This is a genomic window from Mesorhizobium sp. B2-4-14, assembly GCF_006442155.1.
Taxonomy (GTDB): Bacteria; Pseudomonadota; Alphaproteobacteria; order Rhizobiales; family Rhizobiaceae; genus Mesorhizobium.
In genome coordinates, this window is the sequence record NZ_VFVA01000038.1 from 23,373 (window position 1) to 38,072 (window position 14,700).

The window sequence follows — 14,700 nt, forward strand, 5'->3', positions numbered from 1 at the left end:
TTGTGCGAAAGCAGCACCCGACTTGAAAGAGCTTCAAGAATTTCAGCGGAAACTCAAGGGTAAAGATCAGCCTTCCTTGCCTCAACATGCAGCAGGCCGGCTTTTCGTGCAAACGGTGCCCGCGACCGCGGCAATACGGTGAAAACCAAGGCAGCCCCCCTCAGGGAACCAGGATGGTCGTCCCCGTCGTCCGTCGGCCTTCAAGATCCTGATGTGCCTTGCCGGCGTCTTTCAGTGCATAGCGCTGGTTGATCTTGATCTCGACGGCGCCGCTGAGCACCACCTCGAACAGCGCGGCCGCCGAGGCGTCGAGGTCCTCGCGTCTTGCGTTGTAGACGAAGAGCGTTGGCCTGGTCGCGAACAACGAACCTTTCTGGGCCAGCAGGGACATGGAGAACGGCGGGATCGGCCCCGAGGACTGGCCGAAGCTGACGAACATGCCGAGCGGCTTCAGGCAGTCGAGCGAGGCCGGAAAAGTATCGTTGCCGACAGAATCGTAGACGACGTCGCATTTCCTGCCGTCGGTGATGGCGGCGACGCCGGCAACGAAATCCTGCTCCTTGTAGTTGATGACATGGTCGAAGCCGTGCGCCTTGGCGAGTTCGATCTTGTCGCTCGAGCTTGCCGTGCCGATGACGGTCGCGCCCAGATGTTTCGCCCATTGGCCGAGAATCAACCCGACGCCGCCAGCGGCGGCATGAAACAGGATCGTGTCGCCCGTCTTGACCTTGAAGGTCCGGCGCAGCAAATACTCGGCGGTCATGCCTTTCAGCATCATGGCGGCGGCCTGCTCGTCGCTGATGCCGTCCGGAACCTTGACGACCCGGCTGGCGTCGATGACGCGTTCTTGCGCGTAGGCGCCCGTTGTTACGGCATAGGCGATCCGGTCCCCCGGCTTCAGCCAGTCGACGTCCTGCCCGACCTCCAGCACCAGGCCGGCGGCCTCGCTGCCCGGAATGAGCGGGAACCCGCCGGGCGGCGGGTAAAGGCCCGAGCGATGATAGACATCGATGAAGTTAAGGCCGATTGCCGTATGCCTGACCAGGATCTGCCCCGCTCCCGGCCGGCCGGGATCGGCGTCCTCATAGGTCAGAACCTCCGGGCCGCCATGGGCGTGGATGCGGATTGCTTTGGACATGGATTGAGCTTCCTCTGGGAGCTGCCGATCAGGTCTTCTTGGCACCGAGATTTGGAAAGAACTGCATGATGCCACCGATGCAGGCCAGATAAAGCCCGGTAACGGTGATGCCGATCTTGGTGAAAGTGCTGACCTGTTCGCCGAGCACGCCGATCTGGTCGTAGAAGGCTGCGAGAGCCGCCTGTGCAAGGGCAAGCGCGCCGAAGGCGCACCACAAAAGGGTGATCGTGAGATTGATGCGGCGCAGCCGCACCACCCGCACCGGATGAATGAAGTTGATCGGGATGAACGTCAGGATGCCGGCCACCACCACCACGGCGAACGAAACCCATTGTCCCGGCTCGATGACGAACAGCGTGAACACCACCATGTTCCAGACGACGGGGAATCCCTTGAAGAAATTCTCCTTCGTCTTCATGCCGGTGTCGGCATAGTAGATCGCGCTGGAGACGACGATGATCGCCGCCGACAGAAACGACAGGCCCTCGCCCATGAAGCCGCGCTGGTAGAGCGCGAAGGCCGGGATCAGCACGTAGGTCACGTAGTCGATGATGTTGTCGAGGAGTTCGCCCGACCATGTCGGCAGGATTTCCTTGACCTCGAGTCTTCGGGCGATCGGCCCGTCGATACCGTCGACGAACAGCGCCAGACCAAGCCACCAGAACATTGCCGTCCAGCGCTCCTCGCTCGCCGCCACCAGCGACAGGAACGCAAGGAACGAGCCTGATGCCGTGAGCAGATGGACGGAGAACGCCCTCGCCTGCGGCCAGGTGACTTTCTTTTTGGGTCGCGGAATCCGGTCGGCGATCTTCTTAGCGGCTTTCCTGGCCGTTGTGTTCTTGCTCACGGGCCCCGCCAATCCAGCTTGCAGATTTCGGCCGAGCGGCCTGCAAAATTCCAGTTGCGGCCGAAGGCCCGCATCTTGCTCTTGTCGGACCTGGCCACGATGATCTCCGGCGCGATCCAGTATTCCGAATTGCTGATCACCGTATCCTTCTCGCGATCCTTGCCCGGAATTGGCGTGACCGCCCCGTCTATGATCTTCGGTATCTGGAAGATACGCGTCTTGTCCCGCGTCTCATAGGTGATCGGCACCTGTTCGACACCCAGGAATTTTCCGACGAGGATCGACAGCAGCGATGTGGTCCCGCCCGCCGCGCCGGTGAAGATCTTCGTCAATGCCTTGACCGCATAGATCGAGGCGCGTTTGTCGATGAACAGGCCCGCGGTCCAGTTGCCGCGGCTCATGTAACCGGGGATTTCCATGATCAGTCCAAGGTTGAGGCCGGAAAGATCGACCTCGCCGAAATGTCCGGAATCGATACGGAAACCAGCCCAGGTCTGGCAATAGCCCTCGGTCGGAGGGTGACTCCCAAGCGACAGCACGCAAGGGCAGAAAACCGTGCAATTGCAGGAGAGTACGAGCTCTCCTTTCATCGCCCAGCCCTGATCTGTCATCGAATTTCCCCCAGTCACAGCGAGATTACTAGCAGCGCGGCTGCCCAGACAAGCAGTATCGCACCGCCCAGCCGGGTTGGAAGACTGCCCGTCGTTTGTTTTTCAATCAGGGTGAACAGGCCGATTAGCGCCATCCAGAAGACGTTCATCACGCCCACGGCGAACATCACCAGCATCAGCGCCCAGCAGCAGCCGAGGCACCAGAAGCCTTGGGCGATACCCAGCCTGAAGACGCGGCCCGCTTTGGCACTCCAGTTCGAAAACAGGATCGAGAACGGATTGCGGCACTTCTTCAGACAGGCCTCCTTGAGGCCGCTGAACTGGTAAAGACCGGCAATCAGCAATGCGATTGCGCCGGCAACGCCAAGCAGCGGCTCGAACAGTTCGTCGGATGCGGCGAATGTATGCACCGCGAGCGTGAGTGCCGCGAACAGCATCGAGGCGGCGAACCAGACGCCAAGATAACCGGCGACCAGCACCAGCGGATGAACGACCGGCTCGCCCTTGATCCGGGCTGTATCGGCGATCTCGCAATAGGTGCGGACCATCGGCGCAGCGGACGGCAGCATCGCGGCGATCGCCATCAGGAACCACATGAGGATGAGTGCCATGGCACTCAGGCCGACGCTTCCATTCAGCGGCGCCGGAGAAAGGCAGAGCGCGAAGAACCGTTCCAGAAAATCGGGCAGCGGCAGTTGCGGCAGGCCACGCAGGAGAGCATCGCCCGGCGCGCCGCCCCGAGCCTCGGCGCCGCGGATCGCCATCGCGGCCAGCGACAGCCAAGCGAGCAGAATGCTGGCACCGACAACGATGTTGACCGTCAGGCGCGGCTTGCGCGCGACATTCGCCATGGCGCGGCCGGCGCGGTCGAGATGGCTGAAATCGTGCTGGTGGCCGGTCATGACAACCGAATGGGCCGAATCGCCGCGTTGATCAAGCCGCATGATCTGACCTATATGCTCCTCCACTGGCAGGTCTGGTTGGGCCGCCTCGCACAGCAAGCCGGAAAGCCGATCTTGGAGCATCAGGAAACAGCGCGCATACTGATTGCCGGCACCGGGCCGGCGGGGCTGATCGCGGCGCTCGCTTTCGCCGGTGCCGGCTTCCCGGTGACGCTTGTCGGGCCAGAGGCTTCAGCCCCCGATGGCCGCACCACGGCGCTGATGAGCCCTGCCCTGAAGGTACTGGAGCGACTTGATGTCCTCGAAGCGATCAAGTCCAAAGCCGCACCCTTGAAAGTGATGCGCATCGTCGATGCGACCAGCCGGCTGATCCGCAGCCCCGTCGTCACCTTCCGCGCCAGCGAGATCAACGAGGAGCAGTTCGGCCTGAACCTGCCCAACAGCGTCTTTGCTCCGGCGCTTGCTAGCAAGGTGGCCAATCATTCCGGGATCGAATGGCTGAGGTCCATGGTCAAGACCTGGCATCTTGGTACCGGCAAGGCCCATGCCGAACTGGCGGATGGCAGCGAGGTTGACGCATCGCTGGCAGTCGCGGCCGATGGACGCCAGTCGCCGGCTCGCGAAGCGGCAGGCATTTCGACCGCCGCGCGCTCCTACCCGCAAGCAGCGCTGGTGCTCAATTTCGGCCACAGCCGCGACCATGCCTTCGCTTCGACGGAGTTCCATACCGAGACCGGTCCGTTCACGCAGGTTCCGTTGCCCGGCAACCGCTCAAGCCTCGTCTGGGTGGTGAAGCCCGAGACCGCCAAGGACCTTGCCGCATTGGATGATGCAGCGCTCTCCTTGCGGGTCGAGCAGCGGATGCAGTCGATGCTGGGTCGGGTGACGGTGGAGCCGGGCCGGCAGATTTATCCGCTTTCAACCGTGACCCCTCTGCGCTTCGCGCGACAGCGTGTGGCGCTTGTCGGCGAGGCCGCCCACGTATTCCCGCCGATCGGTGCGCAAGGTCTCAACCTTGGCATCAGGGATATCGACGATCTGGTTGGAATTGCGAACGAAAATCGCCGAGATCCAGGTGCGGCCCGGGCCCTTGCCGCCTACGATTTCAAACGCCGCCCCGATATTCTGGCACGCAGCAGCGCCGTCAATCTGCTCAACATGTCGCTGCTTTCCGACATGCTGCCCGCGCAGATGGCACGTGGCGCCGGTCTCGGCGTGCTTGGCGGGTTTGCGCCGCTCCGCGCGTTTTTCATGCGCGAAGGGCTTCGTCCCGGCAGCGGCTTCGCGGCGCTTGCGGGCGGCCTGCGAAAGCCAATGCGCCGGTAGCAATTTTGCGGACATCCCTGCGACCCACGACGCCGGAGCGCGTCGAGATTGATCACGTCGATCAAAACCTTTGCGCCGCGATCCGCGTAGATTGAGGACGCTCAAACGCTCCGGGATTGAATTGAGTCGGAGTCTACGCCAAATAAAGTCAAGGAATTCAGCGGTGAGTACGATGAAAACGGCCAAATTCGCAATCGGACAGGTGGTTCGCCACCGCCTGTTTCCGTTTCGAGGCATCATTTTCGACGTCGACCCGCAATTCGCCAACACCGAGGAATGGTACGAGGCGATCCCCGCCGATGTGCGGCCGCGCAAGGACCAGCCATTCTATCACCTGCTCGCCGAGAATTCGGAAACCGAATATGTCGCCTATGTATCCGAGCAGAACCTGCTCGAGGATCAGTCCGGGGAGCCGGTCCGCCACCCGCAGATCAAGGAGATGTTCGACAAGAAGCCCGACGGGCGATACGAGCCGAAACGCCAGTCGCGGCACTGATCCGCCGGCAAATCCAGGGAAGGCCGGGAACGAAAAAAGCGGGGCATGACCCCGCTTTTTGACCCGGGAATGACCCGATGCCGGTGATCAGTTGGCGGTCTTCGCCTTGTCCTGCTCGTCCTTGAGCTTCTTGGCGAAGTCCTGGTTGTTCTTGGCCACGAAGTCCTGAAGTTTCTTCTGCCGGTCTTCGATATCAGACTGCTGCAGCGGCGGGCCGTCATAAGCGCCGCTGAAACCCTGCAGCGCGATCTTGATCGGGTTCGGCTGGTTCTGGAAATTGACGGAGGTCAGCGTAATCGCCTGGCCCTTCTTGAAGGCTCCGACGAGCTGGTCGGTCAGCGGTACTTCCGCAACGCAACGATCCGGGAAGCAGATGACATAGTCGAGCTTCTGCGCCTTGCCGGTGTCGATCTGCAGGCCGATGCCGGGAGGCACCAGACGGCCGGTCGGGACCGTCACCTGAAACACCTTACGGTTCACTTTTCCCTTCAGCTCGATCAAGCTCACACCAGTGACGAGCTGGCCATTGCCGGCGGTGACGATGTTCTGGACGTTGCAGATGTCGACGTCCTCCTGCTTGGTGCAGGCCTTGAACCAGCCCTGCGGGATTTGCGGCTGCTGCTGTGCGGAAGCAGAGGGAAGTCCTGCGCCCAGAAAGCCGGCCACGCCTGCGGCCATGACCGAAAGGCGGTACGCATTGCTGTTCAGGCTCGTCATGTCGTGCACTTCCTCTCAAATGATCCTGGGACCGGCTTCTTCGTGCCGTGTGGTCCAGCTACCTGTTGCCGAAATGAGGCAACAGAATGACTTCGGACGGCGTGTTACACTGCAAGCGGTGCTGAATCCAGCCCGCCCACTTGTAATTCTTGATGACACCATTGGCCGGCACACAGTTGCCCCATGCTAGGGTGCGCACCGAATCATCGAGCCGATCTGTTAAGGAGACGGTCATGAGCCGCGTTCTCGTTTGGCTGATCACCGCGACATCATTTCTCGCCCTATTACTGGTGCCGGCGCAGTCGGAGCCGAAATACGCTATTGCGATGCAGGGGGAGCCGGCTCTGCCGCCGGACTACACGCATTTTAGCTACGTCAATCCGGACGCGCCAAAGGGCGGCAGCATCACCTATTGCAGGGTCGGAAGCTTCGACAACCTCAATCCTTTTATCCTCAAGAGCCTGCGCACAACTGCCCGGGGCATGATTGACCAGGACTACGGCAACCTCGTCTTCGAGCCATTGATGCAGCGCAATTACGATGAGGCGTTCAGCCTTTATGGCCTGCTTGCCGACAGCGCGGACATAGACCCCGAGCGCAAGAGCATCGAATTCCATCTAAATCCGAAAGCCAAGTGGTCGGACGGCGAGCCGGTGACGCCGGAGGATGTGTTGTTCACTTACGATGTCTTCGCCGAGAAGGGGCGTCCACCCTATAGTGATCGCATGAGCATGATCGCTAGGCTCGAGAAGACTGGCGACCACAGTGTGCGCTTCACCTTCAACGACAAGGCTAACCGGGAATTTCCGCTAATCATCGCGCTGACGCCGATCATCCCGAAACATGCCTTCGACAAGGAGACTTTCGACAAGACGACGCTAAAGCCGTTGATCGGCAGCGGACCCTACACGGTCGACAAGGTACAGCCCGGCCAGCGCATCGTCTTCAAGCGCAACCCGGACTATTGGGGCAAGGACCTTCCATCCAAGCGCGGCTTCGACAATTACGATCAGATCACCATCGAATATTTTCTCAACGCCAATGCCAAAATTGAAGCTTTCAAAAAGGGCCTGTGCGCCATCGATGACGAAGGTGATCCGGTCAAACGCGAGCGCGACATCGATTTTCCGGCATTCCATAAGGGCGAGGTGATCGCCGAAACCTTCGACATCGGAATTCCGCCTGTCGTGACAGGTTTCCTGTTCAACACGCGGTTGCAGAAATTCTCGAACCCCGTGGTGCGGCGCGCGCTTGGGATGCTTTACGATTTCGAATGGGCCAACAAGAACCTTTATGGAGGCAGGTATAGCCGCACCATGAGTTTTTGGCAGAACTCCGAACTTTCCGCACTTGGCCATCCGGCTGACGATCGGGAGAAAGCACTGCTGGCACCCTACCCCGGCCGTGTGCCGGCCGATGTGATGGACGGTACCTGGCGGCCCCCGGTTACCGACGGTACGGGCAATGATCGCAAGGTGCTGAAAGTCGCCTTCGAAATGTTGAAAGATGCCGGCTACAAAGTGCAGGACGGAGTGATGCTCGATCCAGAGGGAAAACCCTTCGGTTTCGAAATCCTGACCGCCTCACAAGACGACGAGCGCCTTGCCGCCATCTATCAGCGCACGCTGGAGAAGATCGGCATCAACGTCAGCATTCGCAGCCTCGATGGCGATCAGATCCAATCGCGCAAGCAACGTTTCGATTTCGAGGTGCTGGTGGGGGCAAGTGGTTCGTCCAACTCGCTCTCGCCCGGTAGCGAGCAAATCGGACGCTGGGCATCTACGGAGGCTAAACGTGAGGGCTCCTTCAATCTCGCCGGTGTTGCTGATCCTGCCGTCGATATGGCGATCGACGCCATGCTGCGCGCCCGCTCGAAGGAGGATTATGTCGCGGCCGTCCGGGTTCTCGACCGGCTGCTGATCTCCGGCAACTACATCGTGCCAATGCAGTACAACACACAGCAGTGGCTTGCTTACTGGAATTATCTGGAACATCCGCGGAAGACGCCCATATTCGGTTATCAGCTGCCAAGCTGGTGGCGCAAACCGAACTGAAAATCCGGAGATCGAGATGAGCCAAGCGAACGCCATAACCGTCGATGTGGTCTCCGACGTCGTCTGCCCCTGGTGCTTCATCGGCCAGAAGCGGCTGGACAGGGCGGTCGCCGCGGCTGGCGATGTGGACGTGCATATACGCTGGCGGCCATTCCAGCTCGATCCGACCATTCCGCCGCAAGGCAAGGACCGCTGGGAGTATATGTTGGCCAAATTCGGCAGCGACGAGCGCATTCGCGAGATTCATGGCCGTATCGAACCGCTCGGCGAAGCAGAAGGCATTTCCTTTGCTTTCGATGCCATCAAGGTGGCGCCAAACACACTGGATGCGCACCGCCTGATCCGCTGGGCTGGCGCTGCCGGCGAAGCGGTACAGAACAGGCTGGTGCGTCGCCTCTTCCAGTTGAATTTCGAGGAAGGCGTCAACATCGGCGACCATGCCGTGTTGATCGAAGCCGCCCGCGAAGCCGGCATGGACGCGTCCGTGGTGGCTACACTCTTGCCGACCGACGCAGATGTCGAAGCTGTGCGCACCGAGATCGCCACAGCCTCGCGCATGGGCATAACGGGCGTGCCCTGTTTTCTGCTCGAAGGCAAATATGCCGTTATGGGCGCACAGGACGTCGACACCCTGGCTGATGCCATTCGCCAGGTCGCGGCGGCCAAGGCGCGCGGCGAGTTGGACGCAGTCGGCTGACGCCCTCCGGGCCAGGTTTTCACCCTCAAGCAAAGGACGGCCCATAGGGATCGGACAGCAGGCAATGCCTCGCACGGCGACTTGGCGAGTCGTCGGCATCTACCCGTTCGGCGACGGATTTCCGGCCCAATGGCGGTAACTTCAACATCCTCGATTCCGGCGCCATGGTCAGGCATGTGGTTCAAGGCGCGGTGAGGTGATCCACAAGCATGGCGCTCCGCCAACACGGTCGCGCGCCATTTCTCGGCTGCCGGCAAGGATGATGCCGGCAAGGAACCAGCCATTAAGGACGGCTGTTTCGGAAATTCTGGTGGGCCCGCAATGAAAAATCGGCTGGTCGGGCAAGCAAATGAGTCACGAATTTGTGTGAATGCCTTCCCCAAGGGAAAGTAGGCGCGCGCTGCCGTGTAATTTCACAACTAGCTGATATCATTATATTAAACAGCCTTTTTGTCAGCTTCGGCGCGACATTTGGAAGGGCGGCGCTGTTGCATTGCCGACACGCCCGGAACTTCAATCCCGCTGCCCCTCTACAAAAATTAATAGAAAATGATCAATTGGTGTTACCATCCGTAACAAAACAAAAAAGGTTTGGGCGGGATCGTGATTCGGATCGGAAGACGATCGCAAGAGTCAGTACCGGATGGACTACGCAGCGACGCCACGGGGCAGTCGCATTTGACGCCGGTATCCTCGATGCGCAGTTTCTGGGGGCTCATGCGAGCCTACTGGATTTCGGACCGGTGGAAGGAAGCCTGGACGCTGACGCTGGTGATAGCGCTGCTCACGGCTCTCTCCAGCAAGGCGGGGGTATGGTTCGCCGAAGCCTCCGGTGAACTGGTCAACTCGATCGCCTTCTTCCACGATGCCGCAAACACCACGCCGCTGCGGACGCTCTTGATCAATGCCGGCATTCTTGCCTTGCTGGTTGTGCTCAAGGATGCCGGCTTTACCGGGATCCGCAATCTTGTCTCGGTGACGCTGCACCGCAAATGGCGCGGTTGGCTCGACAGCCGCTTCAACGAGGCCCTGCTGGATGGCAACCACACCCATTTCCATGCCCAGCATGCTTCGCCAGGCGGCAGCACGCCCGCTCCCGACAACATTGACCAGCGCATCCAGGAATCGATCAAGGACATGACAGGCGGCGCCATCGGCCTCGCCATGGGCGTGCTCGGTGTCGCGACCTCACTCTATTTCGTCGGCCAGAAGCTGCTCGAAACTTCCGTCGAGGTGAAGGGGCTGGGGTTCCTAGGCAGTTATGGCAGCGCCGTCCTGGCCTTCCTGGCGGTCGCCACCTATGTGCCGCTGAACACATGGATCGCGGTCAAGCTCGGCGGCCTGCTCGAGCGCCTCAATGTCCGGATGCAGCAGGCCGAGGGCAGCTACCGCGGCGAACTGACCACCTTCCTGCGCCGCAGTTTCCACGTCGCGGCTTCCCATGGCGAAGGCGTGCAGAAGACCATGCATCGCCGGCTTTATGTCGATATCGACGGGACCTGGTCGCGGCTGAACGTCGTCAACACCGTCTATATGTCGTTCGAGCTGATCTACAATTTCATCGGCGCCCGCATCGTTGCCTATGGGCCCGGCCTCGTACCATTCATCCACAATGGTCTTGATCTCAAGGGCTACATAACCGGCTCCGAACTGGTCAATTCGCTGATCGGCCAATGCTCGTGGTTCATCCATGTCATGCCGGCCATAGCCACGCTGCGCGCCAACAGCCAACGTGTGACGGAACTCGCCAATGCGATCGAGAATGTTCAGTACCCGCAGGAGTTCTACAGCCAGAGCGGCCGTTGCGACTTCCACTATGCCTCCCAGAATCCGGTCTTCGGCCTGACCATCCAGAAACTCGAACTGGCGCATCAGGGTGAGGACGCGACCCCGTTCCTCAGTGCTGCCAACCTGCGCTTCCGTCGCGGCGAGTGGACGTTCCTGAAAGGCGAATCCGGTTGCGGCAAGACCTCGCTGATCAAGGCGATCAATGGTCTGTGGCCCTATGGTCGCGGCACCATCGTCTTCCCCGAAGGGGTGAAGAGCTTCTATGCCGCCCAGGAGGTCAAGCTGCAGCAGGTCTCGCTGAAACAGCTCGTTTGCCTACCTGGCTCCGAACACGATCATGTCGATGCGCAAGTGGCCGCGGCGCTGCACAAGGCTGGCCTTGGCGACTTCATCGAGCATATGGCCAATGAAAGCCGTGAGGGCAAAAGCTGGGATCAGGTGCTATCGGGCGGCCAGAAGCAGAAACTGGTGGTGGCCCGCATCATACTGCAACAGCCAGGACTGCTGTTCCTCGATGAAGCGACCGGTGCGCTCGACCCGGATGGCAAGATTGCCTTCCACCAGGCCATCAAGGACAATTGCCCCGACGTGACCGTGATCAGCGTCATGCACGAAGCCGTGGCGCCGAGATCTGTCGCCGGCACCGAGTTCTACCACAGCATGGTCTTGATCGCAGACGGCGTCGCCACCAAGAAGCCTCTGACTCCGGCGCTGCCGGTCGAACTCACCACAATTCTGGTTCAGCCACAGCCGGTCGAGGACAAATGGCTGCGCTTCTCGCGCCGGCTCAAACAGAAATAACGATGAGTTCACAGCGACTTGCCGGACAATACGGCAGTCGGCGATCACAGTCTCGCGATCGGGGGCCATCAGGCACCGTTTTCCTCCTCACCGCGATTGACTCGGCAAGGCGCGCTCCTATGTTGCGCCGGCTTGCTGATAGTCAAATCCGAACCCGCAAGCGGAAAGGTCACCGCGCCATGCCTGGCGACAGTATTAGTCGAACGCAACCGCCGTCCGCCCAGACGTGACCTGAATGGTTCATGTCCTGCCGGACGGCAAGGAGTGAGCCATGAACGATTTTTCTCCCGTAGCGGACGACGAGGCCGTCGCCATCGCCCGCATCCTAGCAAACGACCACGTCGCCGACGTCGTCGAGGCGCTCAACCATGAACCGCGCGAAACGGCGACGGATCTGCTTTGCGCCGTGCCTTTCGAGCGGCTGGTCGAAATATTCGATCAGCCTGAGCTCGAAGGCGCGCCCGAACTCGTGGAGGCCTTGCCCCGCCCCAAGGCAAGCAAGCTGCTCACCGCCATGTCGGTCGACCGGGCTGCCGACATCCTGCGCGAGCTCGACGAACCGGCTCGATCCGAGCTGCTCGGTGCGCTGGCGCCGCCCCTGCGCGCGACCCTTCTTTCCATTCTGGGCTATCCCGAAGGCAGCGCCGCATCGATCATGACGACCGAATTCGTCAGCGTTCCCTCGGATTGGACCGTTGGGCGCACGCTCGATTACATCCGCAAGGTCGAGCGGACGCGCGAGACCGTCTACGCGATCTACATCGTCGATCCGGAAACGCATCTCCTGGTGCGGTCGACCGGTTTGCGCCGGCTCATCACCGGTGAGCCGGACGACTCCATCATGTCCGTGGCGCCGGACCGCGTGCCGGTGACGGTCACCCCGCTGACCGATCGTGAAAATCTGGCGCAGACGATCTCGAAATACGATTTGCTCGCGGTCCCCGTCGTCGATCATGGCAAGATCCTCGGCATCGTCACGATCGACGACATCATCGACACGATGATCGAAGAGACGACGGAGGACGTGCATCGCTTCGGCGGCATGGAAGCACTTGACGAGCCCTATATGAAGATGAGCTTCCTCGCCATGATCCAGAAGCGCGGCGGCTGGCTCTGCGCCTTGTTCATCAGCGAGATGCTGACGGCCAACGCCATGCAAAGCTATGAGGGAGAGCTGGAAAAGGCGATCGTGCTGACGCTGTTCATTCCGCTGATCATGAGCTCCGGCGGCAATTCCGGCTCGCAGGCGACCTCGCTGGTCATCCGCGCGCTGGCGCTGCGTGAGATCGGGCTGCGCGACTGGTGGCGCGTCGCCTTGCGCGAACTGCCGACCGGACTGGTGCTCGGCTCGATACTAGGTGTGGTCGGCATCTGCCGTATCGCACTCTGGCAGTATATGGGTTTTTACGATTACGGCCCGCATTGGCCGCTGATTGCAGCGACGGTCGGGGCGGCACTGGTCGGTATCGTCACCTTTGGCTCCCTGTCCGGGTCGATGCTGCCGTTCGCCCTGAAGAGGATCGGCTTCGACCCCGCCAGCGCATCGGCCCCGTTCGTCGCCACGCTGGTCGATGTCACCGGGCTGGTGATCTATTTCTCGGTGGCGCTGGTCATCTTGCGCGGCACGCTGCTGTAGCACGACAACTGTTTCCGCCGCCGGCAAGGCTGGCGGCGCGGCTGAAGAGAGCTTCGCTCCGTCGAGCGAAAGGGAGGCGCGCCGGCAATGCGCTCCTCCTCGACGCCTGGTCGACGACCAGATCGATGCCGCCGCCAAAGTCACGAGCAAGCGGTGCTGGTTGCTCCCCTCTGACGGCAAGCGCTGGTGGCAGAAGAAAGATCAGACGCGCTGGCCGTCTTTCACGCGGTATGTCGGCTTGTACATGGTGACGAGTTCTTCCGCGGCGGTCGGGTGTACCGCCATGGTCCGGTCGAAATCATCCTTGGTCAGTCCTGCCTTCAGCGGAATGCCGAGCAGTTGCGCCATCTCTCCCGCATCCGGCCCCAATATGTGGGCGCCGAGCACTTTGCGCGAGGCGCCATCGACCACCAGCTTGATCAGCATCTTCTCGTCACGGCCCGACAGCGTATGGCGCATCGGCCGGAAGCTGGCGCGATAGATCTCGATCTCAGCGAAACGCTTGACGGCTTCGTCTTCCGACAGGCCCACAGTACCGATTTCGGGTTGCGAGAAGACGGCCGTGGCGATCGTGTCGTGGTCGGGCGCGGTCGGGTTGTCCTTGAATGCCGTCTCGACGAAGCACATCGCCTCGTGGATCGCCACCGGGGTCAGTTGCACGCGGTTGGTGACATCGCCGATCGCCCAGATGTTGTCGATATTGGTGCGGGAATAGTCATCAACCTTGATCGCGCCGACCGCGGTCATCTCGAGGCCAATGCCTTCCAGGCCCATATTCTCGGTGTTGGGGACGCGCCCGATGGCCAGCATGACCTGGTCGACCGTTAGCACCTTGCCGCTGGTGAGAAGGGCGTCGAGCCGGCCGTCCGGCCGCTTGCGCACCCACTCTGTCACCGAATGGCACAGTATCCTTATCCCCTTTTTTTCCATCGTCTCGTGCAGCATGCGCCGCAGGTCCATGTCGAAGCGGCTGAGAATCTCCTTGCCGCGATAGACCAGCGTGGTGTCGACGCCGAGGCCGTGGAAGATGTTGGCGAACTCGACCGCGATATAGCCGCCGCCTTCGATCATGATCGCCTTTGGCAACGCCGTGAGGTCGAAAGCTTCGTTGGAGAAGATGCAGTGCTCGTGGCCGGGCAGCGCCGGATGCGCCGCCGGGCGGCCGCCCGTAGCGATCAGAATCTGGTCGGCGGTGACGGTGCGGTCCTCGCCCAGAAGATGCACCACGTGCGGATCGACGATCATGGCCCGTGAATGGAAGGGCTCGCCGCCGGCGCCTTGCACATTCTTCTTGTAGATCGCTTCCAGCCGGCCGATCTCGCGATCCTTGTTGGCGACCAGCGTCTGCCAGTCGAAACTGGCTTCCGGCACTGTCCAGCCATAGCCGGCCGCGTCGGCAAAATGTTCCGGGAATTGCGAAGCATAGACATAGAGTTTCTTCGGCACACAGCCGCGAATGACACAGGTGCCGCCGAAACGGTATTCCTCGGCGATGCCGACGCGCTTGCCAAGTGCCGCGGCGACGCGCGCCGCCCGCACCCCGCCCGAGCCGCCGCCGATAACGAAAAGATCGTAGTCATAACCGGCCATAGACGGCTCCTTGAACGTCGGAAAACGTAAGTGACAGGTAGGCCGCAAACGGCCAAAAGAAAAGCCCGGACAAGCCGGGCTTCACAGACGGCGGCGG

At 61.0% G+C, this 14,700-nt stretch carries 12 protein-coding genes; 6 read left to right on the forward strand and 6 right to left on the reverse strand.

Annotation, left to right across the window (positions count from 1 at the left end):
* Positions 1-160: 160 nt before the first annotated feature.
* Genes FJ938_RS24850 through FJ938_RS24865 form a run of 4 tightly spaced genes read right to left on the reverse strand, consistent with a single transcriptional unit; the run spans position 161 to position 3,540 of the window.
* A complete protein-coding gene (locus FJ938_RS24850; RefSeq protein ID WP_140606912.1) occupies positions 161-1,138 on the reverse strand; it encodes a quinone oxidoreductase in 978 nt (325 codons plus the stop codon).
* A gap of 28 nt (positions 1,139-1,166) precedes the next feature.
* Complete coding sequence (gene pcsA / locus FJ938_RS24855; RefSeq protein ID WP_140606913.1) at positions 1,167-1,985, reverse strand: phosphatidylcholine synthase; 819 nt, start codon at positions 1,983-1,985, stop codon at positions 1,167-1,169.
* Complete coding sequence (locus FJ938_RS24860) at positions 1,982-2,596, reverse strand: DUF1326 domain-containing protein (RefSeq protein WP_140606914.1); 615 nt, start codon at positions 2,594-2,596, stop codon at positions 1,982-1,984. The genes pcsA and FJ938_RS24860 overlap by 4 nt, the downstream gene beginning before the upstream one ends.
* 14 nt (positions 2,597-2,610) lie before the next feature.
* Positions 2,611-3,540 carry a DUF2182 domain-containing protein gene (locus tag FJ938_RS24865; protein ID WP_140606915.1) on the reverse strand — a complete coding sequence of 310 codons (930 nt, stop codon included), beginning with the start codon at positions 3,538-3,540 and terminating at the stop codon, positions 2,611-2,613.
* A gap of 72 nt (positions 3,541-3,612) precedes the next feature.
* Here FJ938_RS24865 and FJ938_RS24870 point away from each other — a divergent pair, with 72 nt between their 5' ends.
* Together FJ938_RS24870 and hspQ are read left to right on the forward strand one after the other, a co-directional pair.
* Positions 3,613-4,824, forward strand: coding sequence for a UbiH/UbiF family hydroxylase (locus FJ938_RS24870; RefSeq protein WP_140607078.1), 1,212 nt, complete (start codon positions 3,613-3,615; stop codon positions 4,822-4,824).
* A 172-nt stretch (positions 4,825-4,996) separates the two neighbouring features.
* The gene (hspQ, locus tag FJ938_RS24875) at positions 4,997-5,320 is read left to right on the forward strand and encodes a heat shock protein HspQ (RefSeq protein ID WP_140607079.1); all 324 of its coding nucleotides are present in this window, start codon (positions 4,997-4,999) and stop codon (positions 5,318-5,320) included.
* 87 nt (positions 5,321-5,407) lie between these two features.
* Here the strand turns inward: hspQ and FJ938_RS24880 are convergent, their stop codons facing one another.
* Entirely contained in the window at positions 5,408-6,037 is a 630-nt protein-coding gene (locus tag FJ938_RS24880; protein ID WP_140606916.1) for an invasion associated locus B family protein, read from the reverse strand.
* Positions 6,038-6,270: 233 nt separating this feature from the next.
* Here FJ938_RS24880 and FJ938_RS24885 point away from each other — a divergent pair, with 233 nt between their 5' ends.
* The 4 genes from FJ938_RS24885 to mgtE all read left to right on the forward strand — a co-directional run bounded on the left by FJ938_RS24885 (position 6,271) and on the right by mgtE (position 13,013).
* Positions 6,271-8,091: an extracellular solute-binding protein gene (locus FJ938_RS24885; RefSeq protein WP_140607080.1), complete on the forward strand. Its 1,821-nt coding sequence runs from the start codon at positions 6,271-6,273 to the stop codon at positions 8,089-8,091.
* A 16-nt stretch (positions 8,092-8,107) separates the two neighbouring features.
* The gene (locus FJ938_RS24890; RefSeq protein WP_140698450.1) at positions 8,108-8,788 is read left to right on the forward strand and encodes a DsbA family protein; all 681 of its coding nucleotides are present in this window, start codon (positions 8,108-8,110) and stop codon (positions 8,786-8,788) included.
* Positions 8,789-9,484: 696 nt separating this feature from the next.
* Positions 9,485-11,377 carry an ABC transporter ATP-binding protein/permease gene (locus FJ938_RS24895; RefSeq protein ID WP_181169177.1) on the forward strand — a complete coding sequence of 631 codons (1,893 nt, stop codon included), beginning with the start codon at positions 9,485-9,487 and terminating at the stop codon, positions 11,375-11,377.
* 271 nt (positions 11,378-11,648) lie between these two features.
* Complete coding sequence (gene mgtE, locus FJ938_RS24900; RefSeq protein WP_140698454.1) at positions 11,649-13,013, forward strand: magnesium transporter; 1,365 nt, start codon at positions 11,649-11,651, stop codon at positions 13,011-13,013.
* A gap of 201 nt (positions 13,014-13,214) precedes the next feature.
* Here mgtE and gor read toward each other — a convergent pair whose 3' ends face one another.
* Positions 13,215-14,603: a glutathione-disulfide reductase gene (gor, locus tag FJ938_RS24905; protein ID WP_140698457.1), complete on the reverse strand. Its 1,389-nt coding sequence runs from the start codon at positions 14,601-14,603 to the stop codon at positions 13,215-13,217.
* Between the last annotated feature and the right edge of the window lie 97 nt (positions 14,604-14,700).